We start from the raw sequence: 26,006 nt of genomic DNA, 5'->3' as shown, positions 1-26,006 counted from the left end.
CCTTCCTGCGGTGGGCTACTCGGGGGCGTCGGCGAGCAACGCGTCGAGCCGGTCGACGCGTGCGCGCCAGATCTGCTCGTATGCGTCCAGCAGCGCTTGGGCGCGCCGGATCGCTTGGGGATTGCCGCGCACCTTGCGCTCGCGGCCGTGGGGATGCTTAGTCACGAGACCGGCTCCCTCCAGGATCGCGACGTGCTTCTGGACCGCCGCGAAGGACATGTCGTACGCATGAGCGAGCTCGGTGACCGACGCCTCGCCTGCGAGGCTGCGGCGCACGATGTCGCGGCGCGTGGAATCGGCGAGGGCCCGGAAGATCCGGTCAACCTCGTCGTCGGTGAGTTCAGCTTCTACAACCATTTGGTTGTACATTACGACCGGCCGATGCGCGTGTCAAGAGATCTGTACCGCACCACCAGGCGCAAGTGTCGAGAACCGTGCACTGGCAGGGGTGGAAGCGCACAGATTTCGACACTTGCGCGAGGAAACGCGCATGCAGGGCGCGGGGAGCGGGGCGAGAGTGGAGCGAGAGGCTGGGGTGCGGGCCGCGAGCGGCGGGCCGGTCAGCCGGCGACGGCCTCGGCGGCCACGCGCTCGATGACCTCGGCGTACTGCGCGGTCTCGACGCAGCCAGGGATCGCGAGTCGCCCACCGACCACGGTGAACGGCACTCCGGTGGCGCCGAGCTCGCGTGCCTGTGCCTGATCGGCACGCACGGCGTCCGCGAAATCCTCGCCAGCGAGCATCTCCACCGCACGATCGCGGGTCATGCCTGCGGTGGCGGCGGCGTCCGCCAGCGCCCCGTGATCGGAGATGTCGACCGTGCCGTCGAAGTGCCCGCGCTGGATCGCTTCGCGCACTTCAAGGCTATGTCCGTCGACGGCCGCGGCCGCGATGAGCCGGTGGGCATCGAACGTGTTCGCCGTCACGCGGTCGGACGAGTACGGCAGCCCTTCTGCACGGGCGAGCTCCGCCACGCGGCCATCCATCTGCGCCGCCTGCTCCGGCGAGGCGCCGAACTTGCGCGACAGCATGTCGATCACGCGCTCGGGGTGCGAATGCGACGGATCGAGCTCGAACGCGTGCACCACCAGCTCGACGGGAGTGGGCCCGGTCTCGGCGGCGGCCCGCAGGCGCGCCTCACCCACGTAGCACCACGGGCAGACGATGTCGGCCCAGGTGTCGATGCGGAGGGCGGCGGGCGCAGCGGTGTCAGTCATGGCGGGAGCAACGTGCGCGTCGGTCGGGAGATTCCGGGTCACTCGCTGTACGCCTCGTCGGCCTCGCGGACACCCACGGCGGCATCCATGATCCGGTACGCGTTGGCGATCACGGTCAGCACGGGATTCACTCCCCCGTTCGTCACATGCACGGAGGCATCGACGACGCGCAGGTTGTCGTGGCCCCACACTCGGCCGAGCGGGTCCACCACGGACGTGCCGGGATCGTCGCCCATGCGGCACGTGCCCGCCTGGTGCTGTCCCACACTCGGGCCTCCGCCGGGCCTGCGCAGGCCCATCGGCACCACGGTGGTTGCTCCCGAGGAGCGCAGCCACTCCTCGGCCCGCTCCGTGAGGAACCGCTGAGCCCGCAGGTCCTCGGGATGCACCTCTCCCGAGAGCCTCGCCACCGGCATGCCTGCGTGGTCGGTGACTCGCGCATCCAGCGTGACGCGCGCATCGGCCGTCGTGACCTCGTGAACGGGTCCCACGACCCGCTGCATGCGCGGCGCCAGATCGCGCAGACCGCTCACCATGCCGGGGCCCGCGTGGGGAATCAGGCCTGCATCCTGCAGGTATCCCAGGGCCGATGCGGGGGTGGGCACGAAGTCGTTCGCGAGCATGCCGCCGCCGACCACGTCCGGATTCCCATGGCGGAAGTCGTTGGTCGCGATCGCAGGTCCCGGTCCGGTGCCGTCCTCGACCCGGTCGGCGAAGATGCCCAGAGCCCCCGCGTAGATATGGGCCTGGAGGTGCCGCCCCACCTGGTCGTGAGCATTGCCCACGCCCGTCGGCTCGAGGGAATGGGCACTCGCCAGCAGGAGGCGAGCGCTCTCCACTGCACCTGCGGCGAGCACGATCTGCTCCGCCTCGACGCTGGCGTCCCACCGCGCGGATGGGTCGGCGCTGCGGAGCGCCACTCCCGTGACGCGGCCGGTGCGGTCCGTCGTCAGCCGCACGGCCTGCGCGCCCACCAGGATGGAGAGTCGGCCCGTCCGCGCGGCGCGCTGCAGGGTGGTGTTCTGCGCGCCTGCCTTCGCTCCCACGGGGCACGCGAATCCCACGCACTGCGCGCACCGTACGCACGCCGCGCGACCCCGGTAGGGCTCCGAGTTGACGAGCAGCGGCACGGGCAGGGTCTCCCAGCCGAGCGCATCGGCCCCCTCCTTGAGGCGGTGCGCGCCGGGTGTGCGCGGCATCGGCGGCAGCGGGTACGGGCTCGATCGCACCCCCTCCGTCGCTGGGTCGCCCGGTGCCCCCGACACTCCCCACTCGAACTCCGCGTGGGCGTAGTAGCGCTCCATGTCCTGGTACGACACCGGCCAGTCGGCCAAGGCGCTGCCCTCCGGCACCCCGTACGTGGAGGCCATCCGGAAGTCGTCCGGCGAGAACCGCCACGCCTGGCCGCCGTAGACGCGCGTGCCGCCGCCCAGCGTCATCGCGTTGTTGCCCCACCGTGGGTCGGCGGAGGTCACCACGGTGCCGTCCCCGAGCACGCGGGGGTTGCCATGGATGGAGGGGCCGGTCAGCACGTCGAGGCCCGCATCGGCACGCGGGTTGCGCAGGTGGTCTCGCGCGAGCGCGTGAGTCGGGGGCGCGTGGCCTCGCTCGATCACGAGCACGCGCAGGCCGGCTTCGGCGTACTCCTGGGCGGCGACGGAGCCCCCCGCGCCCGAGCCGATGACGACCGCGTCGTAGCGGGACCGCAGCTCTGCGCGGCCCACGAGCGAGGCGATCACCTCGTCGGCGATGTCCGACCCTTCCGGCACCGACATCGGCGACGGTCGCCAGCCGAGTCCGCGCCAGGTGCGCGAGTCCGCCAGGTGCACGCGCGCGGCGAGGCGCGCGAACCATCGCACGTCGACGTCATCCTGGCGCGTGGCCGCGTGGCCTGCAGGGATGCGGGCCGCCATCGCGGCGAAGCGAGCGGTGCCGCCCGGGTGGTCGTCGGTGAGGATCGCGGCGAGACGAGCTGCCACCGGCGGGGCGGATACGGTGACATCCGCCTCCGGCACCACGGCAGCCACCCATGCGGCCAGCACGTCATCGTCGACATGGGTCATGCGGCCAGCCTACGGCCGCTTGATGACGCTTCTGTTTCGCCTCCGGACCGTCGGCGACGGCCCCGCCGCGTTCCCAATGTCAATAACTCTTGACATGGTGTCAGCGAAGGCTTACATTCACCGTGTCAAGAACTCTTAACATCGGAGATGGGCATGACCTTCGAGGAACGCAACACCATCGTGGGGCTCGCGCTGAGCATCATCGTCGTCGCCGCGTACTGGGCGATCGTGATCGTCCGCGCCGTGACCGACGACCTGCCGTTCACCGAGGTCGCCTGGCAGGGCCCGCTGCTCTGGACCATGATCGTCGGGGGCGGCCTCTACGCCGTCATCTACGGCGCCACCCGGTGGCGCGTGCGTGGCCAGCGCGTGACGGACGTGCGCGACGTCGAGATCCTCCGGCACGGCGAGGCCGCTGGCGCAGGCCTGACGGGCCTCGCAGTGCTGGCGGCGATCATCATGCTCACCCAGGGGGCGAGCGACTTCTGGGTCGCCCACGTGCTGTTCGTCGGGCCCTTCCTCGGCTCGCTCGCTGGCGCGGGCGTCGCGATCGCCGAGTACCGCGAGGGAGTCCGCGCATGAACGCACACGAGCTCCGCCAGCCCGAGGACGACGAGCGGGCGCCGATGACCATGGAGGAGCGCGCGGTCTGGGTCTACTTGGTGGTGTTCGTCGCCACCTCCGTCGCGTACTTCGCCGTGGTGGTTCCCCGCGCACTCAGCCAGCCCATCGACGAGGTGTCGTGGGTGGTGCCGATGCTGTGGGCCATCGGCATCTCCATCGGCGGCACCATCATCGGCTCGATCCTCGCCGCCGTCGGCAGCGCGATCGGCCTCGCCGCGCGCGGCCGCAACCCCGAGCTCGAACTGGGCTCGGACGAGCGGGACAAGCAGATCGAGCGCCTGGGCAACCGGGCCACCGCCACCGTCGTGTCCTTCGGCATGCTGGCCGTGCTCGTGCTCGCCATGATCGACGCGGACACCTTCTGGATCGGCAACGCCGCCTTCCTGTCGGGTTTCGTGGGCGCACTCGTCGAGGCGTTCGTGAAGATCCGCGCGTACCGGAGAGGCTTCTGATGGGCCGCTCTCCGAAACCCCCGAACACCAGGGTCACCAACTCCATCCGCGCGCTGCGGTTCACGCACGGGGAGCTGACGCAGGCCGAGCTGGCGGAGCGCATCGGCGTCACCCGTCAGACGGTCATCGCCATCGAGCAGGGGCGGTATTCGCCGTCCCTCGAGATGGCCTTCCAGATCGCGCGGGCCTTCTCCGTGCCGCTCGATGACGTCTTCCAGTATCCCGACGACCCCGACTAGACCACCTCTCACCCATCACGGTTCGGCTGCCGCAGGCACCCGACCTCTACTCAGCACACCCAAAAACTGCACCACTACCACTGGTCGCATCGTCCGTGCCGGCGCCGATGCGGTCATCAACCCGCCACACCCTTCTAAAGGAGAAGAACATGAACACATCGATCGGACTCACCGGGCGCATCGCCCGGGCGTCCGCGCGCCGGCCCTGGCTCACCATCGGCGCGTGGCTTGCCATCCTCATCACGGCCGCGATTCTCGCCGGCAGCGTCGGGAACTACGTCAGCCCCATCCAGGAGAACCTGGTCACCACCGAGGCCAACGAGGCGGAGGCGCTCGACGCCGAGCTTCGCCAGACGGTCGATGGCCAGGAGGTCTATTCCGAGACCGTCATCATCACGTCTGACTCGCACCGCTTCGGAGACCCCGCCTTCGACGCGGCGATCGCCGACGCTGCGGCAGCCGTGCAAGGCGTCGAGGGGGTGACGGCGGTCGCCTCGCCCACCGACGGCGCTCCCGTCGCACAGAACGGCGCCTCGGCGATGGTCACCTTCCACACCACGGCCGATGCCGAGGTGGTCACTGCGGCGGTCGATGCCGTCGCGGCGCTTGAGCACGAGGGCGTCGAGACCTTCGTCTATGGGCGCGAGTCGTCGAACCTGGCGTTCTCGGAGCTCGCCGCCGAGGAGCTCGCACGCAGCGAGGTGTTCGGCCTCATCGCCGCGCTCGTGATCCTGGTGGTGGTGTTCGGGGCGCTGGTGGCGGCCGGCCTGCCACTGCTGGTCGCGATCGTGTCGATCATCACCGCAACCGGGATGGGCGCCCTCGTAGCGCGCGTGCTCGACGCCAATGGCGTGCCGATGTCTGACTCGATGACCATCTTCATCGCGATGCTAGGCCTCGCGTTGGGCATCGACTATTCGCTGCTCACGGTTCAGCGCTTCCGAGAAGAGCTCGCGGGCGGCGCCACCGTGATGGACGCCATCACCACCACCGGCGCCACCGCCAACCGCGCGGTGCTGTTCTCGGGCGCCACCGTGGTGGTCTCCCTGGGCGGCCTGCTCGTCGTGCCGCTCAACACGTTCCTCGGCATCGGCGTGGGCGTCATGGCGGTGGCCTTCGCCTCGGTCGCGGCCACGCTGTTCCTGATGCCCGCAGTGCTGCGCCTGGTGGGTCACCGCGTGAACAAGGGGCGTGTGCCCACTGCCCACCCCGGGATGGCATCGGATCGTTGGCGGCGCCTCGCCACGCGCGTCGTGAAGCGTCCCGCATGGGCCGCCGCGGCGGGCGCAGGACTCCTGCTCGTGATCGCCTCGCCGGTGCTGGGCGTGAACTTCGCCAACCCTGGTCCGGACTCGCTCCCCGAGGATTTCGTCGCGCACCGCGCCAACGACGTGTACGTCGAGGACTTCGGTTGGACCGACACTCAGACCCTCGTGTCGATCGCCGGCGCGGGTGCCGCTCCGGCGCAGGTGGAGGCGCTCGCCAGCGCGATCGAGGAGGACCCGGCGTTCGAGGGCACCACCGTCGACTGGCGAGGCGACGTCGCATTCGTCGACACGCACGACCTGTTCGACGCGAGCGACGTGCAGGCGGAACAGGCCATCGAGCGCTTGCGCGAGACGCTGATTCCCGCCGCGCTCGCAGGCACGGGAGCCGAGGCGAGCGTGGGCGGCACGCGCGCCTATGCCATGGATGAGGGCGCTCTGCTCGCCTCCGCGGCGCCCTGGGCGGTCGCGATCATCCTGGGAGTCAGCTTCGTCCTGCTGCTGCTGATGTTCCGCTCCGTGGTGCTGCCCCTGAAGGCGATCGTGATGAACCTGCTCGGCACGCTCGCGACGTTCGGCGCCCTGGTCGCGGTCTACCAGTGGGGGTGGGGGAGCGTGCTCGGACTCCCGGACCTGGACGGGATCTCGCCCTACATGCCGGTGATGATCTTCGCGCTGGTGTTCGGGCTCTCCATGGACTACCACGTCTTCCTGCTGAGCCGTGTGAAGGAGCACTATGACGCGCACGGCGACACCAAGGCCGCCGTCATCGAAGGGGTGACGCGCACCGGTCCGCTCATCACCGGCGCGGCGCTCATCATGGTCGCGGTGTTCAGCGGCTTCGCGGCGGCCGGCATCCCTGAGCTGTCTCAATGGGGCTTCGGCCTCGCGCTCGGCGTGCTGATCGACGCGACCATCATCCGTGTGCTCCTGGTGCCCGCCGCCATGGTCTGGCTCGACAAGGCCAACTGGTACCTGCCCTCGTGGCTCGAGTGGCTCCCCAGGATCACCCACAAGCCGACCGAGGCGCCGTCCGCGACGCCGCCGGTCTCAGAGGACGACCGCGAGCCGGCACTCGTGTGAGTCCCCCGGGCGGGGGTCGCGTGTCCGCTCAGCGGCCCCCGCCCACCTCAACTTCTCACCTCGACCCCAGGACACCATCATGAAGATCTCGACCTCCACCAGGAGCGCCGTGCCTCGCACACCCGCCCTTCCCGCGGCCATGACCGCGATCGCCCACGATCGGTACGGCGAGGCCGACACGCTCGCCCCGGTCACGATCCCGATGCCGTCCCCCGGGCCCCGCGACGTGCTCATCCGCGTCGAGGCGGCGGCGCTCAATCCTGCAGACGTGTACCTGATGCGCGGGCGCCCGCGGGTGCTTCGGCTCGGGGTGGGCCTGCGCCGTCCCAAGGTCCCGGTGCGAGGGTCAGATGTGGCCGGCACTGTGGTCGCGGTCGGTGCCGAAGTCTCGCACTGGCGGGGCGGCGACCGAGTGTTCGGGGAGGCCCGCTCTGGCTCTCTCGCCGAGTACGCGCTTGCCCGCGCCGACCGCATCGCCCGCCTTCCCGGCGGTGTGGCAGCGACCGATGCCGCCGCGTCGGTGATGGCGGCGCTCGCGGCGCGAGATGGCCTCGCTGCGGCAGGGCTGGCGCCCGGGGCCGATGCGACAGGCAAGCGCGTGCTCATCATCGGGGCGTCAGGGGGGATCGGCTCGTTCGCGATCCAGCTCGCCAAGCACGCGGGCGCCCACGTCACCGCCGTGTGCTCGGGACGCAACGCCGATGCCGTCCGTGCCCTCGGCGCCGACGCGGTGGTCGACTACACCCGCGAGTCCGTCACCGACCTGCCCGCGTGGTTCGACGTGATCGTCGACAACGTCGGCGCGGTCCGCATGGACGACCTCCATGCGCTCACGTCACCCACGGGCGTGGTCCTCCCGAACAGCGGACTCCCGGGTCCTGACGGCGGCCCACTCATGCGCGTCGCGAGGGCGAACGTGCGCCGGCGGCTGCTGCGACGCCGCTTCCGCACGTTCCTCTCGCTGCCGTCGACGCCGGCGCTCGAGGAGATCGGCGCGGCGCTGCAGGACGGCACGCTGTCACCACTGATCGACGGCGTGCTCCCGCTCGAACGGGGATCCGAGGCCATGGCGCGCGTCGCGTCCGGCCACGCGCGCGGGAAGGTCGTGGTGACGATCACCTAGGTCCCCAGCCGACGTAAGTTGGTGACATGCCCCAGCCCGCCGCGCACGGCCGCACACCATGAGCCGCACCTTCGCGTCGCTGAAGTACGTCAACTACCGGCTGTGGTTCGCTGGCGCGCTCGTCTCCAATGTGGGCACGTGGATGCAGCGGGTCGCCCAGGACTGGCTCGTGCTGACCGTGCTCACCAACGATTCCGGCGTCGCCGTCGGAGTCGTGACGGCCCTCCAGTTCCTGCCCTTCCTGATCCTCGGCCCATGGGCCGGGGTGCTCGCCGACCGCATGAACCAGCGCGCGCTGCTCATCGCCACCCAGGGCGCCGCAGCGATGCTGGGTCTCGGCCTCGGCGCCCTGGTGCTGCTCGGACAGGCGGAGCTGTGGCACGTGTACGCCTTCGCCTTCGGACTCGGCATCGTCAGCGCGCTCGACGTCCCGGTGCGCCAGACCTTCGTCGCGTCGCTCGTGCCGCCCGACGGGCTCACCAACGCCGTGGGGCTCAACAGCGCATCCTTCAACGCGGCCCGCCTGATCGGGCCGGGCGTCGCGGGACTGACCGTCGCGTGGATCGGGATCGGCTGGGTGTTCGTGGTCAACGGGCTCACCTTCATCGCAACGATCGTGGCGCTGCTGCTCATGCGATCGTCCGAGCTCGTTCCGCTCGAGCGCGCCCCCCGCAGCCCGGGGCAGATCAGGGAGGGGATCCGCTACGTGCGGGGGCGGTCCGACGTGGTCGTGGTGATGATCGTCGTCTCGGTGGTCGCGGCGCTCGGCTTGAACTTCCAGATGACCAGCGCGCTGATGGCACGCATCGAATTCGATCGCGGCCCCGAGGATTACGGACTGATGGGCTCGGTGGTGGCGATCGGCTCGCTCGCCGGCGCCCTGCTCGCCGCGAGGCGGAGTCAGGTGAGGCTGCGGCTGATCTTCGGCTCGGCCTTCATGTTCGGCGTCGCCAGCGCTCTGATGGCACTCATGCCCTCGTACGAGCTCTACCTCGTGGCATCGGTCGCCGTCGGCTTCTTCGCCCTCACCATGCTGACCTCGGCGAATGCGGCCATTCAGACCAGCACGTCGACGCACATGCGGGGGCGGGTGATGGCGCTGTACTCGATGATCCTGCTGGGGTCCACACCGTTCGGCTCGCCCCTCGTGGGGTGGATCGGAGACGCGAACCCCCGGTGGGCGATCGGGGTGGGCGCGATCGCGGCGATCACGGTGGCGCTCGCTGCGACGGTGTGGTCGGTGCGCCACTGGAACCTCGAAGTCACCTACCACCGGCATCGGCCGTTGCTGGAGTTCACCTACCCCACCCAGACGAACCCCCGCGAGGATGCCGTGCTGCGACTGCGGGCTCAGCAGATCGAGGACGCCAGCGGACAGCCCTGACGCACCTCGGCAGACGCGCCTCGGGCCGCGACCGGTGAGGTCGCGGCCCGAGGGGTGTCAGGTCGAGAGGCGGTCAGCCGTCGATGTTGCGACGGTGCTCGTCGACGTGCTCTTCCTTGACCTCGCGGTGCGTGGTGTTGGCACGCTGGCGGTTCAACACGAGAGAAATGATGACGCCGATCACACCGGCGCCCATGAGGATGTACCCCACGAGCTCCAGGTCGACCGCGTCAACGCTCTCATTGAGCGCGAAAGCCATGATCGCGCCGAGCGCGATCAAGAAAATGCCGGATCCGATGGCCATTAGTACTGCACCTCCCGAGTGGGCGATGCCGCGCGCCGCATGGTGCGACGGGGACTCTCCCCGGGCGACATCTGCACCAGTGCCAACCTCTCCGGAACGAGGGCTATTCCCACGCCGCGTGAAGTTCGCTGATCTACCAGGGGTGATTCATTCCTGGTCGAAGGGCCAGAACTCGCGCAGCTCGATGGCGCCGGCGTACGCCATGGGGTGTTCCGAGGCGACCGTGATCGCCTCGTCCCACGAGCCGCATTCGAGCACGTCGAAGCCGCCGATCGCCTCATGGGTCTCGGCGAACGGCCCGTCCGTCACCACCAGTCCGCCGCGGCGCTGGCGCACCGTGCGGGCCTGGGTGGCCGGGCGCAGGCGCGACCCCATGAGGTTCACCCCCGCGCTCACATAACGGTCACCCCATTCATCGATGGGCGTGCCTTCGCCCTCAGGGGCATCCGCCCCGACTTCCTCCACCAGCACCAGCATCAGGAACTGCATGATTCCTCCTTGTGTGGCGCGCCCTCGTGGCATGCGCCCTCGTCTGAGACGACGAACCCGGGCCCCTCGATGCGACAACGTGACCTGCGCGGGTCATCGCTGCCCGCCGATTCCATCCGACTCGCTCTCGGCGGCGCACTGATCGACCAGTGCTTGGAGCGCTTCCTGGGTCGCACCCTCGGCTCGGTACTCGACGGTGATGGCCTCGCCGTCCACGTCATAGGAGGCGGTGAACACGAACGTCTTCTTGGACTCCGCCATCGCGTGAGCGTCGCAGCGGGAGGCGCGGATGGTGACCGGCACCGCGGTCCGCTCCTCCCTACTCTCGAGCGTCACCGGGAGCGAACCAGCGGCCGGCTCCAGGGTGAAGATCACGTTGCCCGACAGCGCCGTGAGCGTCGCCGCCGCGGCTGAGGCGCCCCGCTGGAGCACCACAGAGGTCTGCACCGCGTCGCCGCTGACGACGGGCTCCGTGGCGAAGGAGGGTGCGGCGGCGTCGGTGGCGATGCGCTGTCGGCACTCGGTCGCATTGATGTCCCGGAGCGCGCCTTCCTCGAGCGTGACCTCTCGCTCCGCGACGTCCGCGCCTTCGTACGCGCGCACCTCGACAGTCGCGATGGACGATCCGGAGCCGGCGGGGCACAGTGCTGGACCGAGCGGCACCCGGAGCCGGGCGAGCCACCCTGGCTCGAGCAGCACGTTGGTCGGGACGGTGCCCGACGGCCCGAAGTACGGCGAGTCCAGCGCCACTGACACCACGATGCCGCGCTCGTCGCCGGGAGTCTCGATCTGCACCTCGACCATGCGGTCGGCCTGCAGCGTGCGCGGGAAAGCCGTCCCGCCCACGGCAGCGACGGGGGGCGGCGACACTCCTGCACTGGGCGACGGTGAGGGAAGGGAAGGCTGGCCGGCGCAGGCCGCGAGCGCGACCGCGCACACGATCGCTGAGGTCGCCCACCGCACCCCCGACATGAGGACATTGTGCCCCGCACGGTGCCCCTCGCATCGGTCACGATCACGGGATCGCCGGATTGGTCGGCGCGTCGCGCAAGACCAGGGCCGATGCGCCACAATGGGCACCATGTCTGACACCTCCTCGCTTCCCAGGCCCGTGATCGAGAACGACCGCTGGCGCATCGGCTTCGCCCCCGAGATCGGCGGCTCGATCGCGTTCGGCGAGGCGCGCATCGGCAACGCCTGGCACGACGTGCTGCGGCCCACGCCCGAGGGGGCGGCAGGCCCGAATCACACCGCCTCGTACCCCCTGGTGCCGTGGTCCAACCGGATCCGCGACGGCGTGCTGCGGTGGGGCGACCGCTCCTTCCAGCTGCGCGTCAACTGGCCCGATGGCACCGCGATCCACGGCGCAGGCTGGGACTACCCGTGGACCGTGGCCGAGCACTCCTCCGACCGCGTGGTGCTCGAGTTCGCCTCCCGTGACGTCTACGGAGTGAACTGGCCGTGGACATTCACTGCGCGCTTCACGTATGCGCTCGAGGGCGACCGGTTCGTGTGGACCTACTCGGTCACCAACACCGACCACGAGACCTTTCCCGCCGGGTTCGGCCACCATCCGTACTTCCTGCGCTCGGTCGCGGGCTCGGCCGATGCTCGGCTTCAGGTCGAGGCGGACCGCGGCTACGACCTCGTGGCGTGCATGCCCGATGCGGGCGCGGGCGACATTCGCGCGGCGGCGGACTTCCGCGAGGCGCGCGAGCTCGGCTACCAGTTCGTCGACGACTGCCTGACCGGTCGCCGCGGGGAGCGCCTGGCGACCATCGAGTGGCCGGGCGCCGTGACCCTCGACGTCGAGGCCGACGCCCTGCTCGAGCACGCGGTGCTGTACATCCCCGAGCACGAGCCGTACTGGGCCTTCGAGCCCGTGTCGAATGCGAACGACGCCTTCACCCTGGACGCGAAGGGCATCGAGGGCACCGGGCTGTTCCTGGTCCAGCCTGGCGAGACGCGCAGCGCATCGTTCTCGCTCATCGCTCGGGACGCCTGACCCGCCCGCCCGCTCCACCGCATTTCCCGGCGGTGGAGTGCGCGGCTACTATGGGTGTCCTGCACCGCCGACGGCGGTGCGCGCGGGTGTAGTTCAATGGTAGAACTTCAGCTTCCCAAGCTGATAGCGCGGGTTCGATTCCCGTCACCCGCTCCATCTCTCTCCCTGTCCGGCACTCACGGACCCCTAGCGACCGCATCGGCCCCCTGTCCGGCACTCACGGACGTGCGGTGCCGGACAGGAAGCCGCGAGCGCCAATAGCCGACACTGAGTGCCGGACAGGGCCGTGCCCCCGTAGGCTCGTGTCCATGAGCGAAACAGGACTTGCCCAGGCCCAGGAGAAGATGCGCGCCGCTGGCGTGGACCAGGCGGCGATCGACGTCTTCAGCCACTACTACGGCGAACTCGAGGCGGGCGCGACCGGCCTGATTCGCGAGGACACCATAGAGCCGCTGCTCGAGCCCGACCGGCTCGACGCGGTCGACGTCGACGACGAGGCCGGTCGCGAGGCCTTGGCCAAGACGGCGATCATCAAGCTCAACGGCGGGCTCGGCACGTCGATGGGCATGGACCGCGCCAAGTCCCTCCTGCCGGTGCGCGACGGCAAGAGCTTCCTCGACCTCATCGCCAGCCAGGTGCGGCTCGCACGCGCGGCGACGGGAGCACGGCTGCCGCTGGTCCTGATGAACTCGTTCCGCACGCAGAGCGACTCGCTGCGCTCGCTCGGCGCGACCCCGGGGATCCAGGTCGACGGCCTGCCCTTGGACTTCCTGCAGAACCGCGAGCCCAAGCTGCGCGTCGACGACCTCACTCCCGTCGAGTGGCCAGCCGACCCCTCGCTCGAATGGTGCCCCCCGGGCCACGGCGACATCTACACCGCGCTGCTCTCGTCAGGAGTGCTCGAGCAGCTGCTAGACGAAGGCTTCCGCTACGCGAGCGCCTCGAACTCCGACAACCTCGGTGCCGTGCCGAGTGCACGGATCGCTGGCTGGTTCGCGCAGTCGGGCGCGCCGTACGCCGCGGAGCTGTGCCGCCGCACCGCCGCGGACCGCAAGGGCGGTCACCTCGCGATCCGCAAGGCCGACGGGCAGCTGATCCTGCGCGACACCGCCCAGACTGCGCCCGAGGAGATGGACTTCTTCACCGACGAGCACCGTCACCCGTACTTCCACACCAACAACCTGTGGTGGGACCTCGAGGCGCTGCACCGGGCGCTCACCGAGCGCGGAGCGGTGCTGGGGCTGCCGCTCATCCGCAACCGCAAGACCGTCGACCCCACGGACCCGACCTCACCCGAGGTGTATCAGGTCGAGTCCGCGATGGGGGCGGCGATCGAGGTGTTCGACGGGGCCACGGCGATCGTCGTGGGTCGGGACCGGTTCCTGCCGGTCAAGACCACCAACGACCTGTTGACGCTGCGCTCCGATGCCTACCGCCTCGCCGACGACGGCGCCCTGCGCCTCGACGTCGACGCGGCGCCGCTGGTCGACCTCGACCCGGCGTACTTCAAGACGATGGAGGCCTTCGACGCGCGCTTCCCGCACGGCGCGCCGTCCTTGAAGGACGCGACGTCGCTCACCGTGCGCGGTGACTGGACGTTCGGCGCCGATGTGGTGGTGCGGGGCGCCGCCACGCTCGCCGACGCCGGCGAGCCGTCGCGCGTTGCCGACGGGACCGTCCTCGAGGGCTGAGGCTCGCCCGCGCATCGGCCGGGCTGGGTATCGAGGGTCAGGCGGACGAGGGGCACGGGCCCGGCGCCATGCCTGCGGTCGCCGTGTAGGAGAAGGCGCTCACCTCGCCGCCCTCATAGGCGATCTCGAGGCACCACTCGGCCGGACCTGATCCGGCGATTCCCAGGTCGCGCGCCGTGGTGAGCTGGGCGGGGATCTCGTCACCGCCGACCACATACCCGTCGTCGGTCTGCGTGACCTCGGGCAGTTCGCCCGTCTGCACCGCAAGGGTGGCCGCGGCTGCCCCGACGGCGCTGACGTCCTGCTGTGCCTGGACGTCCACGTCCGCGGGATCGACCGGGGCCGCCACCAGGAACCACACACCGACCGCGGTGACGACGAGACCCACGTAGCCGAGGATCAGGCCGGCAATGGAGAAGCTGCGGTAGTTCGCCCTGCCGCGCTTGGCCGCCGTGAGGCCCAGGTGGCCGAGCACGATGGCCACCACGCTCAGCAGCAGCGCCCCGGTGATGAACGAGGTCACCCCCATCCAGGTGCGGTCGGTCGTCGGCGTGCGCTCTTCCGCCGGGTCTGGCCCGTCAGGCTCGTCGTCGTGGTCGCTCTCCCGCGAAGGCGGCGCGTCCGCGGTGACGGCGACGATATCGGGCTCAGGAGCGGGGACCTCGTGCATCACCTCCGTGGGCTGATCGTCCACGGGGTCGAGCAGCTGCGTCGCGTCCTCGTCGGGCTCGTCGGCCGATGCGCGGGTCGGGGGCGTCGCTACGGCGTCGGCTTCCTCGCCGGCCGATGCGCCGGTCGCGGGCGTCTCTGCTGAGGAGACCCCGGGCGTCTCGGAGTCGCCGTCCGGCGAGGCCGGAGTCGGCGCGCTCGTCACGGGACTCGCGGCCATGTACGGAGAGAGCCGTGTGGGCGGCTGGTCCGCAGGGGTGTTCTCCTGGGGCGGCTCGTCGCGGCCGTCGGACACCGGCATCGTGGGCTCCCTTGTGATGGACATCGCGTGTCCTCACAACGTACCCCGCAGGGACGCGCGTACCCGGGCAACGGCGCTGACGGCGCGTGATCGGGGTGTCGCGGGAGTGCGGCGCGGGACGGCGACGTTCACGTGACAGGGCGTGTCGCCGCTGTCCGCACGAGGTGCGCACCTACCGTGGACACCAGGACCGTTCGCGGCCCCGGCAAGGCGAAGGCCCCCCGAAGTAAGCGTTCGGGGGGCCTTGCCATGACCGGAGAGTTCTCGCGAGTTGGGGGTAACTCCCCAGCCGCGACGGCCGCGATTGACGATGCGGCAACACCTCCTCGAAAGGCGGTGACCTCTCGGTCGATGCGTCGGGCCGCCAGGCCCCTGTGCCGTCACCCACAGTTCTCGGAGACCACCCGAAGGCGATCCCGTCGACGTGAACCGACGTTGTCCGACGCATCCGTTACTTCAGCCCACCAAATGCCGATCTACCAGGGATAGCAGCCCGGTTGACCCGAACCGCACGCCCTGAATGCCGGCCCTCGAGGCGATCTTGCGACCTCCCGAGGCGGTGGAACCGAAGTTCCGATGGGACTAGTCGTACTCGCCTCGCCACCCCACTGCAACCGCTCGGAGGGACTTTTTTTCCTCCACCTTTTCCCCACAGCGTTATCCACCGGATCTAGGCGTCGTTCACTGGATGTTCACATGCCTGTGGACAAAATCTGTGGATAACTTCAGGTGTCGCGATCGCGCCTGGCGGTCTCCGCGAGCATGGCGTTGTAGGCACGCAGCTCGGCATCGTCATCACGATCGGCCTGACGGTCCTTGCGCCGCGCCTCGCGCGTGTCGGCCATGCGCCAGCCGAGGATCACGCCGATGGCGAGCAGCACGACGGGGAGCTCGCCGATGCCCCACGCGATCTGACCCCCGTATTGCTGATCAGTGATCGCATCGGGACCCCAGTCGCGACCCATCAGCCCGAACCATCGCGGTGCCAGCAGCACCGTGGAACTCATGAGCGCGACTCCGAAGAAGGCGTGGAATGCCATCGTCGCGAACAGCAGCACGATGCGCATCGGGTACGACGGGCGCTTGGGCACCGGGTCGATGCCCACCAGCGCATTGGCGAAGAGGTAGCCCGCGAGGGTGAAGTGGACGATCATCCACAGGTGCCCCACGTGGTTGCTCAACGCGAACTCGAACAGCGGCGTGTAGTAGAAGACCACGAGCGAGCCGGCGAAGTTCACCGCGGCGACGACGGGGTGCGACAAGACGCGCAGGAGCCGGGAGTCCACGACGCCGCGCAGCCACTCGCGGGGACCGCGCGAATGGTCGGTGCGCGCCGGCAGAGCCCGTAGGGCAAGGGTGACGGGGGCGCCCAGCGCGAGGGGGATCGGGGCCACCATCACGAGCAGCATGTGCTCGACCATGTGGCCCGAGAACGTCACCATGCCGTAGATGGTGGGCGCTCCCTGCGTGATCCAGGCGAGCACCGCGACGCCGGAGATGAAGGCGAACGTGCGGTACCAGGGCCAGCGGTCGCCACGGCGGCGCAATCGCGCGGCCCACCGCAGGTAGACGACTGCGGCCGTCCCCACCGCGAAGGCGGTCAGGATCTCGAGCCGCCACAGCAGCAGCCAGTTCAGAGCCGACGGCGCCGGCGGCAGCTCGTAGCCCGTGAGCGAGTACGCCGGCGTGGGATCCTCGAGGGCCTCGATCGGCACGGGAGGCGCACTGCCCGACAGCACCACCGCGACTCCCACCACTGCGACGAGCGCGCCCACGTCGACGGCCATCACCCGCCAGAACCGCTCGCGCACGTGGCGCTCGGTCAGGCGCGGCAGGCTCACCCTGCGGTGCCACGCCGCGAGCGCGACCGCGACCGACATCAGGAGCACCTTCAGGACGAGCAGCCGCCCATAGGTCGTCGTGACAAGGTCCGTCGGAGAACCCAGGCGAACCCAGGCGTTCGCGACGCCGGAGACGATGATCGCCACCGCCGCCCACAGCGCGATTCGCGACCCCCGCCCGACGGCGGCCTTCGCGCCGTCACCGAGCGGACGGCGCATGAGGAACAGCACGGCGATCACCCCGAGCCACACGGCCGATGCGGCGAGGTGAAGGAACATCGCGCTCACGGCGAGGTGGTGGTCCGCGGCGCCTGCGGCGTGGCCCGTCTGCGCCTGCCAGCCCAGCGCCCACACGATGGGCACCAGGGTCCACGCGGACGCCTGCGGACTGCGGACCACCGCGGCGAGCACGGACACGACGATAGCCGCGAGCGCCATCTGCAGGTAGGCCTGCCCCAGGTCGATGGTCGTGACGAACGACCACACCTCCTCGACGAACCGCTCCGGCGCGACGTCGTCGTTGCGGATCCGCGCATAGGCCGCGAAGACGTACGCGAGCGCCGATGCGGCCCACACCACGGACGACCAGCGCGCCACGGCGGCGGCGCGAGCAGTCGCAGGGTGGCTCGCGGGAAGCATGACGGCGAGGGCGATCAGCCCCCCGGCGGTCAGCGCCAGAGCGACGTCCCGCAGGCCACCGAGAATGGTGACGAGGGCATCGACGGGCATAACGGAATCGTACGCGCGAGCCCGGGGTCTCCTGCTCGGGCCCCGCGTCCTGGGCGGGCATACACTCCCACCATGACTCGCAAGAAGCGGCGCGACGCCGTCGAGAACCACGAGCGCCTCCTCGTCGCGGCCTTCGACATCCTCGCTGATCGGGGACCCGACCTCTCGGTCCGCGAGACGGCGCTGCGGTCGGGACTCGGCGTCGGCACCGCCTACCGTCATTTCGCGACCCACGAGGACCTCATCCGGGCGGTGTACGACCGTGCACTCACGCAGGTGGGCGCGGTCCTGATGCAGGAGACGGCCGCTGATTCGGCGTGGGGCGAGCTCTGCATGCGGCTCGAGTCCGTCACGCTCGCCATCGCGGACGTGCCAGCGGTGCGCACCGTCATGCGCCGCATGCACGAGATCGACCCCTCCTACTCACCGGCCAACGCCGCCGCCGTCGTGGTCGCGAGATTGATCAGGGCCGCCGAGGAGGAGGGCACGCTGCGCGCCGGCATCACCCCCGCGGACCTGGCCGTCACCGCCTTCGCGCTGGCCAGCCTCGTGGGACGTCCGACCGAGCTGGAGCGCGCAATGCTGCGTCGACACCTCGCGATCGTCCTCGACGGCCTCCGCGCCGACGGCCCTTCAGGTGAGCTCCCGCCGAGCCCCATGAGCATCGAGGAGTTCCACACCTTCGTGCACCGCGCCAACAGCCCCTCCCTGGACTATCGCCACGAGGGCGCGGGCGCCTAGACCCGCGACTTGCCCTGTGGGACAGTGGTCGCCATGAGAACCCTCCCCCGCGGGCTTGCGCTCGCTGTCGTGTCCGCGCTCGTCCTCACCGGATGCGTCCGAGTCGAGATGAACGTCACTCTCGACGAAGACGACACCGCCAGCGGCGACTTCATCTTCGCCATGTCCCAGGAGCTGCTGGAGATCGCTGGGGAGGAGAGCCTCGACGACATGCTGGGCGGCGAGGAGACGATCCCCGGCGGCGTCACCGAGCGCTACGAGTCAGAGGACGAGAACGGCGACGGCAGCCCCGACTTCGTGGGCACCCAGACTACGTTCTCGGGCCTCCCGCTGGAGGAGTTCGACGCGGCGGGCGACGGCCTGCGCATCTTCCGTGACGGCGACGACTACGTGGTCTCGGGCGCCGCTGACGACCTGACCGAGCAGGCCGGTGGCGAGGAGCTGCCCGAGACCGCCTCTGCCACGATGTCCGTCACATTCCCCGGCGCGGTATCAGAGCACAACGGCGAGCTCGACGGCACCACGGTGACGTGGGACCTGCTCGAGCACGGCGGAGAGCTCCAGGCCCGCGGCTCCGCGAGCGCCGACAGCGGCTTCCCCCTCTGGCTGATCCTGGCGATCGCCGCCCTCGTGGGCATCGGCGCCGGCATCGCCGGCGTGCTGATCGTGTCGAGCCGGCGCAAGCCGGTCGACGAGTCTCACGTCTCCTCCGAGGCATCGTTCGAGCCCGGAGCCGATGCTCCCGCCGGCGACCCCATCGACGCACCTCCGGTGGTCGCGCCCACGCCAGCGATGCCCGCCGCCGATCCTGCGGACCCCGAAGCGCCCGCCGAGCCCACCACCGCATCGGCCGTCCCGGAGACGACGGACGCTCCGGGTGCCTCCGCGGACGCCTCGCCCACCGACACTCCGCCTGCTGACGCACCCGCAGCGGACGGCGATGAAACCGACGGGGAGGCGCAGCGGCCGTGACCACGGTCCTGCGTTGGTCGGGCGCCGCGGCGATCGCGGCGCTCGCCCTCACGGGGTGCGTGCGCACCACCGTCGACACCACGATCGGGGCCGACGGCACGTTCTCGCAGCACTCCGTCGTGGCCTTCTCTGACGACGTGGCCGCGCAGATCGGCGACCAGGCCGGCATGGACGTCGGCGCCCTGTTCGATGACCTCGATGGCTCTCCCGAGCTCGCCGCGCTCGAGGAGCAGTACCCGGGCCAGGTGCTCGTCGAGCCCTACGACGACGGCGAGCTGGCGGGCGTGGAGCTCACGCTGACCGACCTCCCGCTCGACGAGTTCAACGCCGCCGCAGAGCAGACCGCCTCAGGCATCGGCGGGGCCGCCACCCTCACTGAGGCCGACGGCCAGTTCATCGTCGAGATGATGTCGCCCGACGATCTGGACCTGGACTCGCTCGGCGTCTCCGAGTCGCAGCTGGGACTGCTCGAGTCGAGCGTCGAGGTCGCGATCACCTACACGTTCCCCGGCATCGTCGAGGAGGCCACCGCCGGTGAGATCGAGGGGAACACGGTCACGTTGGGTCTCACGGATCTCGCGAGCGGCCAGGACATCCGCATCGTCGCGGGCGCGGACGATCAGTTCGACTGGGGCCCCGTGCTGCGGTGGGGCGGCATCGTGCTCGCCTTCATCCTCGTCGTGGGCGGCGCCGCCGCGCTGATCATCCAGGACCGCCGCAAGCACCGCCAGAGCGCGCTGCCGCCGCCTGCGACCACCGAGGACCCGCACGGGCCCGGCATGCTCGTCGACGGGCCCGTCGACGACACCCCCGCGGGCGACGACGGAGAGAACCGCCCGTCCACCTGACGTCGCGTGCGGTGAGAGCATATGGGGGTGCTCGCCCCGTATCGCACCATTCTCCAGCATCCCGGCGCGAAGGCGTTCGCCTTCGCCGGCCTGCTGTCGCGCCTGCCCATCTCGATGTTCAACATCTCGTTCATCCTGATGGTGCAGATCCAATACGACAGCTACGAGATGGCCGGCCGCGTCGCCGCGATCGGCATCGTCGTGTGGGCCCTGCAGACCGTGCCCACGTCCAGGCTCGTCGACCGCCTCGGCCAGCGCACCGTGATGCTGCCGCTGCTCGGGCTGCACGTCGTCGGCGTCACGCTGGGCATCTGGACCGCGATGAACAACGGCGCGGAATGGATCCTGTGGATCGCCGTCATCGTGGCGTCCCTGTCGGGCCCGCTCGGGTCATTGACGCGCGCCCGGTGGTCCAACATCCTCGAGACCGACGAGGACATCCACACGGCGTTCGCGCTCGAGGGCGTGCTCGACGAGGTGCTGTTCATCACCGGTCCGGCCCTCGCGACGATCTTGGCCACCACCGTGTGGGCACCCGCCGGCCTCGTCGTGTCGGCGGTCGGCACGGTCGTCGGCCTCACCATCCTGCTCTCGCAGCGCGCCACCGAGCCGCCGGCGCGTGGCAGAACCGGCGGTCGAGGTCTGGGGATGAAGCTCCCCGGCGCCGTCATCGGAGCCGCCTTCATCGCGCTCGGACTCGGGACCATGTTCGGCGCCTTCGACATCTCCACCGTTGGCTTCGCAGAGGAGCAGGGTCACAAGACCCTCTCGGGAGTCCTGCTGGGCATCGTGTCCGCCGGGTCGTTCGTGGGCGGCATCCTGTACGGGTCGCGCCACTGGAAGATGGCCCTTTGGAAGCGCACCGTGTGGGGGACCGTCGCTCTCGCCATCGGCTTCGGGCTGCTGACGCTGTCCACCGGCATGGTGATGTTCGCGCTGATCGGGTTCGTCGCGGGCGCGGCGATCGCACCCACCCTCACGAACGCGGACACCATCGTGCAGCGCGTCGTCAAGCGCGACCAGATCACCGAGGGCATGTCGTGGCTGCGCATCGGCATGGGAGTGGGCGTCGCCTTCGGCGCCTGGATCGCGGGCTACCTCGTCGACAACGTGGGAGCGCATGCCGGGCTGTACCTGGCGGCTGGCTCCGCCACGGCGATGGTGGGCATCGCGCTGCTCGCCTCACCGGTGATCAAGCGAGGCACCGACCGGCCGGACGCCCCTGACGCGCACTCGCCCGCTCTCAAGGACGAGGGCGAGTGGGTCGAGCAGCCGCCGATCCCGCCGAACCTCTGAGCCACTCGACGCCCGATGCGGCGGTCGGGGCAGTTGGTCAGGGCAGCGGTGGCGCTGGCATGAGGTCCGTCCAGTCGTCGGCGTTCGGCGGCTGGGTGCCCTGAGTCTTCACGTCCTCGGTGTAGCTGCCAAGGTCGTGGTTCGGAGTCTGCTCCGGATCCACGGGAACCTCCACGGCGTCGCTCGAGTCCAGGTCGACGGCCCATCCCGTGTCGGGAACGGACGTGTCGACGTTCCAGCACCTCACGACGACCTCGTCGCCGTCGGGCCCGTGCACCTGGCAACCCGTCGCCGAGTCGGGCGGCGTGAACCCCGTGCGGATGTAGGTGTCATCTCCCAAGTCGTGGTCGAAGATGACGTAGGTCGGTGCGGCCGCGCCCTGGCCACCGGCGTCGGCCACCATGGAGATGGCTCGTTCCGACTCGATGGACACCCAGCCAGAGCCCCCGATGGGCCCAGGCGAATGCTCGCTGTCGTCGCCGCGGGCGTGACGCGCCTGTGCGATGTCGAACAATGCGTCGTTCACCGAACTCGGCTTCCACTCGCCGGCGACCGGCTCGTACCAGACCGTGCCACCCATGTCCCCGAAGGGAGACACCGCTATCCACAAGCGCGTGCCGTCGGCGGCCACATCGCGAGGCAGCAGATCCGCGGATAGGCCTCCGCTCTCCACCGTGTCGCGCGGTCCTGCTCCGTCGGTGAAGTCCTCGGTGTCCACGTCGCCCGTCTCCAGGGCCACTTCGGCAACATCCCAGGACTCTCCCCAGCCCTGGAGATGCAGCCACGCCTGCCGGTGGTCAGCGTCCCAGTCGACGATCGTCGCGAAGGCATCGTGGCCGAGGTCAGCGATGCGGAATGCCGTCCCGTCTGGCGCGAGCAGGTAGAGCCACTGCACCCCTTCCAGGGCAGGACCCCCATCAGCACTCTCCGCCACCTCGACCGTCGAGTAGATCGCCGTCGACCATGAGTCATCGACCCAATCCCACAGCCACTCCGGTGCCTCGTAGGCGGTCGGCTCGCCCTCGTCCACCGGATCGGCCGGGGTCAGCGCGTCGAGCTCCGCAGGCGGCCATGTCTCCGTCGACACGGACGGTGACGGCGACGGTGTCGACGCCTGGGTGGCGCTTGGCGACGCCGTCGGCGTTGGCGTGGGCTCGGGTTGGCACGCTCCGAGCGCCAGCACTGCAGCGGTCGCGAGCGCGACGGCCGATACGGCGCGGAGGCGCAGCCCGGGTCTACCAGTCATGCACAGTCCCATCCGCGAGGCGATTCACGGGCAGGTAGGCAGGGTCGTAGGCGTGCTCGCGCGCGGCGTCGCGGTCGATCTCGACGCCCAGGCCCATTCTCTCGCCAGGGTGCAGGCGACCGTCCTCGAAGCGGAACGAGGTGCGGAACACCTCGAGCGTCGCCTCAGAGTGGCGCATGTGCTCCTGGATCCCGAAGTTGTGAAGCGCGAGGTCCAGGTGCAGGTGTGCGGCCTGGCCCACGGGCGAGACGTCAGTCGGGCCGTGGAATCCCGTCTTGATGCCGTAGATCGCGGCGAAGTCCGCCAACTTCTTGAGGTGGGTGATGCCCCCCGTGTGGGTGACGGCTGAGCGCACGTAGTCCACCAGGCGCTCGGTGATGAGCGTCTGGTAGTCGTGGATCGAGTTGAAGACCTCGCCGATGGCCAGCGGCACGGTGGTGTGGTCACGGACGTAGCGCAGCGCGGTGGGGTCCTCGGCGGGAGTGCAGTCCTCGAGCCAGAACAGGTCGTACGGCTCGAGCGAGCGCCCCAGTTGCGCCGCCTCACGAGGAGTGAGCCGGTGGTGCGCGTCGTGCAGCAGCGGCAGCTCGGCACCGAACTCGGAGCGCACGGCCTCGAACACGCTGGGCACGTGGCGCAGGTAGGCGCGAGTGTCCCACGTCTCCTCGACGGGCCTCGCACGACCCCCGGCGCCACGGCGTGCGGGCTCGTAGTCGTAGCGGTCGCCTTCCTCAGCACCGTCGCCGGCCGATGCGGCCACGCCGTAGACGCTGTCGAGGCCCGGTACGCCGGTCTGGACCCGGATCGCGCGGTACCCGAGGTCGAGGTGCTCGCGGATCGAGTCGAAGAGCTCTTCCGTGTCGCGGCCGGATGCGTGCGCGTAGGCGAGGGCGCCCGTCCGCGAGCGCCCGCCGAGCAGCTGGTACAGCGGCAGTTCCGCGACCTTGGCCTTGATGTCCCACAGCGCCATGTCGACGGCGGCGATGGCGGCCATCGTCACCGGACCGCGTCGCCAGTACGCGCCGCGATAGAGGTACTGCCAGGTGTCCTCGATGTCCATCGCGTCGCGGCCCTTGAGCAGCGGGATGACATGGTCAGCGAGGTACACCGCAACGGCGAGCTCGCGCCCGTTCAGGGTCGCGTCTCCCAGGCCCACCACGCCGTCGTCCGTGGTGATCTGCAGCGTGACGAAGTTGCGTCCAGGCGAGGTGACGATGACCTCGGCTGAGGCGATGGCAGTGGTGGGCATGGGCCGACTCTAGGACAGCCGGGTCACGGCGGACCAGCGTGGCTGCGGCCGATGCGAGGAACCCCACACGCCGGCCGTGCACCGCCCGCGGCTCAGCACCCGCAGTCCTCTCTCGCGACGCTTCTCGGCGAGCTCTCCCCGAACCCAATACGTCGCCGCTCTGTGTCGCCCGAACCGCCTTCATCGTCATACTCGATGCGTTCAATGGAACCCTCGCCCGCGAGGCTCACGCGAACACCATGGGAGTTGTTGTGACTAGCGGAGCTGTCAGGGTCCACGGGGTAGTGGAGCAGGGCGTAGACGCTATCGGATCCATCGAAGAACGCGTGCATGAGCTCTGCCTTGCGCGGAAGTCGATCGAACCTGTAGCTCGTCACCTCGTCCGCAGCAAGGTCGTAAGCAAAGAGAGTCATGGTGGTCGTGTCTTGGGAGAGTTCCTCCGATGGCCGCAGGAGCACACGATCACCGTCCGCCGTGGTGATTGGCCTCTCGGAACCAATGTAGAAGGAGGCTGCGTCCGCAGAGGGGAACTCGTCGACGACCGCGGAGGCCACCCAGCCGTCCTCGTCGGCACCGTCGCTCCAGCGGTTGTACTTGAACCCCGCCTCGGACTCGGCGCGCCACAGTTCGTCTCCTGAAGCGTTTGCCATGACGAACCGGTGGTCCCAGGCAGTTTCGCCGTACACCGCCATCGACAGATCATCGACCTCGCCCGATCTCAGGTCGACGGCGCCACCGAATCCTGCACGACCATGCTCGGCATCGTCCGCTGCCCACCAGATCATCGCGGTGTCGTGTCCTTCGCGCCAACTCACGACGCGCGCGTCGTCCCACGTGCGCTCTGGAAGCTCGGTCAACTCGAAGTACCGCTCCTCGGGGCTCACGAGGTACAACACCGCAGGGGGCTGCGTCCAGTCATCCGTGTAGAAGTTCATTTGGACCGAAGCGATCTCGAGGCTCCAACCCGACCCCGCTCGGTCCCACACCCACTCCTCCATCACGAGCGCCTCGGGATACGTGACATGCGCCTCTGCAGTGACCGCGGAGTTGCGGTCCGGCGCGAGCGGCGGGTAGCCGTCCTCCGGGATTCCATCGGCGCTGTCATCGAGCGGTGGACCGGCCAGCGGCGCCGATGCGGAGGCATCCGGCGTGGGCTCTGCCGTGGGCGAGCTCGACATGGTCGGGCTCGGCTCCGCCGACGGCGAGTGGCTCACCATCGGCTCGAGCCCGTCGGCTCCGTTGTCGCCCACCAAACCCCAGGCTCCTACGCCGACAGCACCCACCGCGACCATCGCAGCGGCGCCCGTCGCGAGCGCCCGCGTTCGGCGTCGGCGACGCGCTCCCTGGCGTACGCGGTGAATGGCGTCTGGGTCGGTCTGCGGTAGCGAGGCGCTCACGGCCTCATGTTCGCCGCGCAACATGCTCTCAAGCTCGTCCATCACGCGCTCCTCGTCCCGACGTGCACCGACGATGACACCGGGGCGTCAGCGTCACTGTTCGTGCCTAGTGCTGCGTTCAGTTTTCCGATGCCGTCGTGCACGTAGCGCTTGACTGAGCCCGCTGCGATGCCCAGTTCGGCAGCCGTCTCCTCGACCGAGTAGTGCTCCAAGAAGCGCAGCACCACGCAGGCGCGCTCGCGCGGCGTCAGCAGGTCGAGTGCCCTCTCAACATCAGTGCGGTGCTCGACGAGGAGGTCAGGTCCCGCGGAGGGATCAGCCTCGTGCGAGCCCACCTTCTGCACGGCCCTGCGTTCGGCGGCACGGCGCCGCTTTCCGTCGATGAAGCGCGAGGCGATCACTCGACGGGTATACGTTTCGGCGGCGACCAGCGACGGAAAGGTCCTCATGCGGCCGAACGTCGTGATCAGCGCATCTTGAACCAAGTCCTCGGCATGCGCGGTATCACCGGTCAGCATTCGCGCGTATGCCACCAGATGGCGGTGGCGCTGTGCCATGAGCTCATCGAGCATCGGCTCCCAGCGCTGCATCGTGATTCCCCCAGTCGTCGTCGGTCATGCGTAGAACGAACTCGGTGTCCTCGCGGTTGGGAACGACTTTCGCGGAACCCATCTGAGGCGACTGGGACCTTGGTCCCCGGACGTCCCCTTGCACGCGCCATAGTCTCAGGGTTGTCGTCAGGTAGCTGAAGAAGCTACCGACATCGACGTGGCGCAGG

24 protein-coding genes and 1 tRNA gene are annotated in these 26,006 nt (G+C 69.8%); 13 read left to right on the top strand and 12 right to left on the bottom strand.

Translation table 11 applies throughout. The features are described 5' to 3' along the window. Nucleotides 1–15: 15 nt before the first annotated feature. From QQX02_RS06890 to QQX02_RS06880, 3 genes are all read right to left on the bottom strand, one after another. Entirely contained in the window at nt 16–357 is a 342-nt protein-coding gene (locus QQX02_RS06890; RefSeq protein ID WP_301142090.1) for an ArsR/SmtB family transcription factor, read from the bottom strand. A gap of 203 nt (nt 358–560) precedes the next feature. After that, on the bottom strand, nt 561–1,217 hold the full coding sequence (locus tag QQX02_RS06885; RefSeq protein ID WP_301142089.1) for a DsbA family oxidoreductase: 657 nt from the start codon (nt 1,215–1,217) through the stop codon (nt 561–563). 38 nt (nt 1,218–1,255) lie between these two features. Continuing rightward, nucleotides 1,256–3,280, bottom strand: coding sequence for a GMC family oxidoreductase (locus QQX02_RS06880; protein ID WP_301142088.1), 2,025 nt, complete (start codon nt 3,278–3,280; stop codon nt 1,256–1,258). A gap of 153 nt (nt 3,281–3,433) precedes the next feature. Between QQX02_RS06880 and QQX02_RS06875 the strand changes: the two genes are divergently transcribed. From QQX02_RS06875 to QQX02_RS06850, 6 genes are all read left to right on the top strand, one after another. Further along, on the top strand, nt 3,434–3,862 hold the full coding sequence (locus QQX02_RS06875) for a hypothetical protein (protein WP_301142087.1): 429 nt from the start codon (nt 3,434–3,436) through the stop codon (nt 3,860–3,862). Beyond that, nucleotides 3,859–4,356: a hypothetical protein gene (locus QQX02_RS06870; protein WP_301142086.1), complete on the top strand. Its 498-nt coding sequence runs from the start codon at nt 3,859–3,861 to the stop codon at nt 4,354–4,356. Before QQX02_RS06875 ends, QQX02_RS06870 begins: the two co-directional genes overlap by 4 nt. Then, a complete protein-coding gene (locus QQX02_RS06865; RefSeq protein ID WP_301142085.1) occupies nt 4,356–4,595 on the top strand; it encodes a helix-turn-helix transcriptional regulator in 240 nt (79 codons plus the stop codon). Before QQX02_RS06870 ends, QQX02_RS06865 begins: the two co-directional genes overlap by 1 nt. A 149-nt stretch (nt 4,596–4,744) precedes the next feature. Then, entirely contained in the window at nt 4,745–6,943 is a 2,199-nt protein-coding gene (locus tag QQX02_RS06860) for an MMPL family transporter (protein WP_301142083.1), read from the top strand. A 79-nt stretch (nt 6,944–7,022) separates the two neighbouring features. Continuing rightward, on the top strand, nt 7,023–8,066 hold the full coding sequence (locus tag QQX02_RS06855; protein ID WP_301142082.1) for an NAD(P)-dependent alcohol dehydrogenase: 1,044 nt from the start codon (nt 7,023–7,025) through the stop codon (nt 8,064–8,066). A gap of 58 nt (nt 8,067–8,124) precedes the next feature. Then, nucleotides 8,125–9,450 carry an MFS transporter gene (locus QQX02_RS06850; protein ID WP_301142081.1) on the top strand — a complete coding sequence of 442 codons (1,326 nt, stop codon included), beginning with the start codon at nt 8,125–8,127 and terminating at the stop codon, nt 9,448–9,450. 73 nt (nt 9,451–9,523) lie between these two features. Here the strand turns inward: QQX02_RS06850 and QQX02_RS06845 are convergent, their stop codons facing one another. The 3 genes from QQX02_RS06845 to QQX02_RS06835 form a co-directional block, all read right to left on the bottom strand. Next, nucleotides 9,524–9,754: a DUF6458 family protein gene (locus tag QQX02_RS06845; RefSeq protein WP_301142080.1), complete on the bottom strand. Its 231-nt coding sequence runs from the start codon at nt 9,752–9,754 to the stop codon at nt 9,524–9,526. Nucleotides 9,755–9,901: 147 nt separating this feature from the next. Next, nucleotides 9,902–10,243, bottom strand: coding sequence for a YciI family protein (locus tag QQX02_RS06840; RefSeq protein WP_301142078.1), 342 nt, complete (start codon nt 10,241–10,243; stop codon nt 9,902–9,904). Between the two features lie 93 nt (nt 10,244–10,336). Beyond that, complete coding sequence (locus QQX02_RS06835; protein WP_301142076.1) at nt 10,337–11,215, bottom strand: hypothetical protein; 879 nt, start codon at nt 11,213–11,215, stop codon at nt 10,337–10,339. A 109-nt stretch (nt 11,216–11,324) separates the two neighbouring features. On the opposite strand from QQX02_RS06835, the gene QQX02_RS06830 reads away from it, so the two are divergent. The 3 genes from QQX02_RS06830 (at nt 11,325) to QQX02_RS06820 (ending at nt 13,939) form a co-directional block, all read left to right on the top strand. Further along, on the top strand, nt 11,325–12,248 hold the full coding sequence (locus QQX02_RS06830; protein WP_301142075.1) for an aldose epimerase family protein: 924 nt from the start codon (nt 11,325–11,327) through the stop codon (nt 12,246–12,248). A gap of 82 nt (nt 12,249–12,330) precedes the next feature. Further along, nucleotides 12,331–12,404 (top strand) — tRNA-Gly (locus tag QQX02_RS06825). A gap of 152 nt (nt 12,405–12,556) precedes the next feature. Then, the gene (locus QQX02_RS06820; RefSeq protein WP_301142074.1) at nt 12,557–13,939 is read left to right on the top strand and encodes a UTP--glucose-1-phosphate uridylyltransferase; all 1,383 of its coding nucleotides are present in this window, start codon (nt 12,557–12,559) and stop codon (nt 13,937–13,939) included. Between the two features lie 37 nt (nt 13,940–13,976). On the opposite strand, the gene QQX02_RS06815 is transcribed toward QQX02_RS06820, so the two are convergent. Together QQX02_RS06815 and QQX02_RS06810 are read right to left on the bottom strand one after the other, a co-directional pair. Continuing rightward, on the bottom strand, nt 13,977–14,933 hold the full coding sequence (locus QQX02_RS06815; protein ID WP_301142073.1) for a hypothetical protein: 957 nt from the start codon (nt 14,931–14,933) through the stop codon (nt 13,977–13,979). A gap of 701 nt (nt 14,934–15,634) precedes the next feature. Then, entirely contained in the window at nt 15,635–17,479 is a 1,845-nt protein-coding gene (locus QQX02_RS06810) for a bifunctional copper resistance protein CopD/cytochrome c oxidase assembly protein (RefSeq protein WP_301142072.1), read from the bottom strand. Between the two features lie 72 nt (nt 17,480–17,551). Between QQX02_RS06810 and QQX02_RS06805 the strand changes: the two genes are divergently transcribed. The 4 genes from QQX02_RS06805 to QQX02_RS06790 are packed head-to-tail and all read left to right on the top strand — an operon-like array spanning nt 17,552 to nt 21,336. Continuing rightward, a complete protein-coding gene (locus tag QQX02_RS06805; protein ID WP_301142071.1) occupies nt 17,552–18,220 on the top strand; it encodes a TetR/AcrR family transcriptional regulator in 669 nt (222 codons plus the stop codon). A gap of 33 nt (nt 18,221–18,253) precedes the next feature. Continuing rightward, nucleotides 18,254–19,192 carry an LppM family (lipo)protein gene (locus QQX02_RS06800; protein WP_301142070.1) on the top strand — a complete coding sequence of 313 codons (939 nt, stop codon included), beginning with the start codon at nt 18,254–18,256 and terminating at the stop codon, nt 19,190–19,192. Further along, nucleotides 19,189–20,040, top strand: coding sequence for an LppM family (lipo)protein (locus QQX02_RS06795; protein WP_301142069.1), 852 nt, complete (start codon nt 19,189–19,191; stop codon nt 20,038–20,040). The genes QQX02_RS06800 and QQX02_RS06795 overlap by 4 nt, the downstream gene beginning before the upstream one ends. A 27-nt stretch (nt 20,041–20,067) precedes the next feature. Continuing rightward, nucleotides 20,068–21,336: an MFS transporter gene (locus QQX02_RS06790; protein ID WP_301142068.1), complete on the top strand. Its 1,269-nt coding sequence runs from the start codon at nt 20,068–20,070 to the stop codon at nt 21,334–21,336. Nucleotides 21,337–21,373: 37 nt separating this feature from the next. Here QQX02_RS06790 and QQX02_RS06785 read toward each other — a convergent pair whose 3' ends face one another. The 4 genes from QQX02_RS06785 to QQX02_RS06770 form a co-directional block, all read right to left on the bottom strand. Next, nucleotides 21,374–22,582, bottom strand: coding sequence for a hypothetical protein (locus QQX02_RS06785; protein WP_301142066.1), 1,209 nt, complete (start codon nt 22,580–22,582; stop codon nt 21,374–21,376). After that, complete coding sequence (manD, locus tag QQX02_RS06780; protein WP_301142065.1) at nt 22,572–23,831, bottom strand: D-mannonate dehydratase ManD; 1,260 nt, start codon at nt 23,829–23,831, stop codon at nt 22,572–22,574. The genes QQX02_RS06785 and manD overlap by 11 nt, the downstream gene beginning before the upstream one ends. Before the next feature lie 92 nt (nt 23,832–23,923). After that, complete coding sequence (locus tag QQX02_RS06775; RefSeq protein WP_301142063.1) at nt 23,924–25,081, bottom strand: hypothetical protein; 1,158 nt, start codon at nt 25,079–25,081, stop codon at nt 23,924–23,926. Between the two features lie 188 nt (nt 25,082–25,269). Further along, the gene (locus QQX02_RS06770) at nt 25,270–25,818 is read right to left on the bottom strand and encodes an RNA polymerase sigma factor (RefSeq protein WP_301142062.1); all 549 of its coding nucleotides are present in this window, start codon (nt 25,816–25,818) and stop codon (nt 25,270–25,272) included. Nucleotides 25,819–26,006 lie beyond the last annotated feature (188 nt).

Source organism: Demequina muriae (assembly GCF_030418295.1).
GTDB lineage: Bacteria > Actinomycetota > Actinomycetes > Actinomycetales > Demequinaceae > Demequina > Demequina muriae.
Note: the sequence above shows the minus strand (reverse complement) of the source record. Positions and strands in the feature narration are given on the sequence as shown.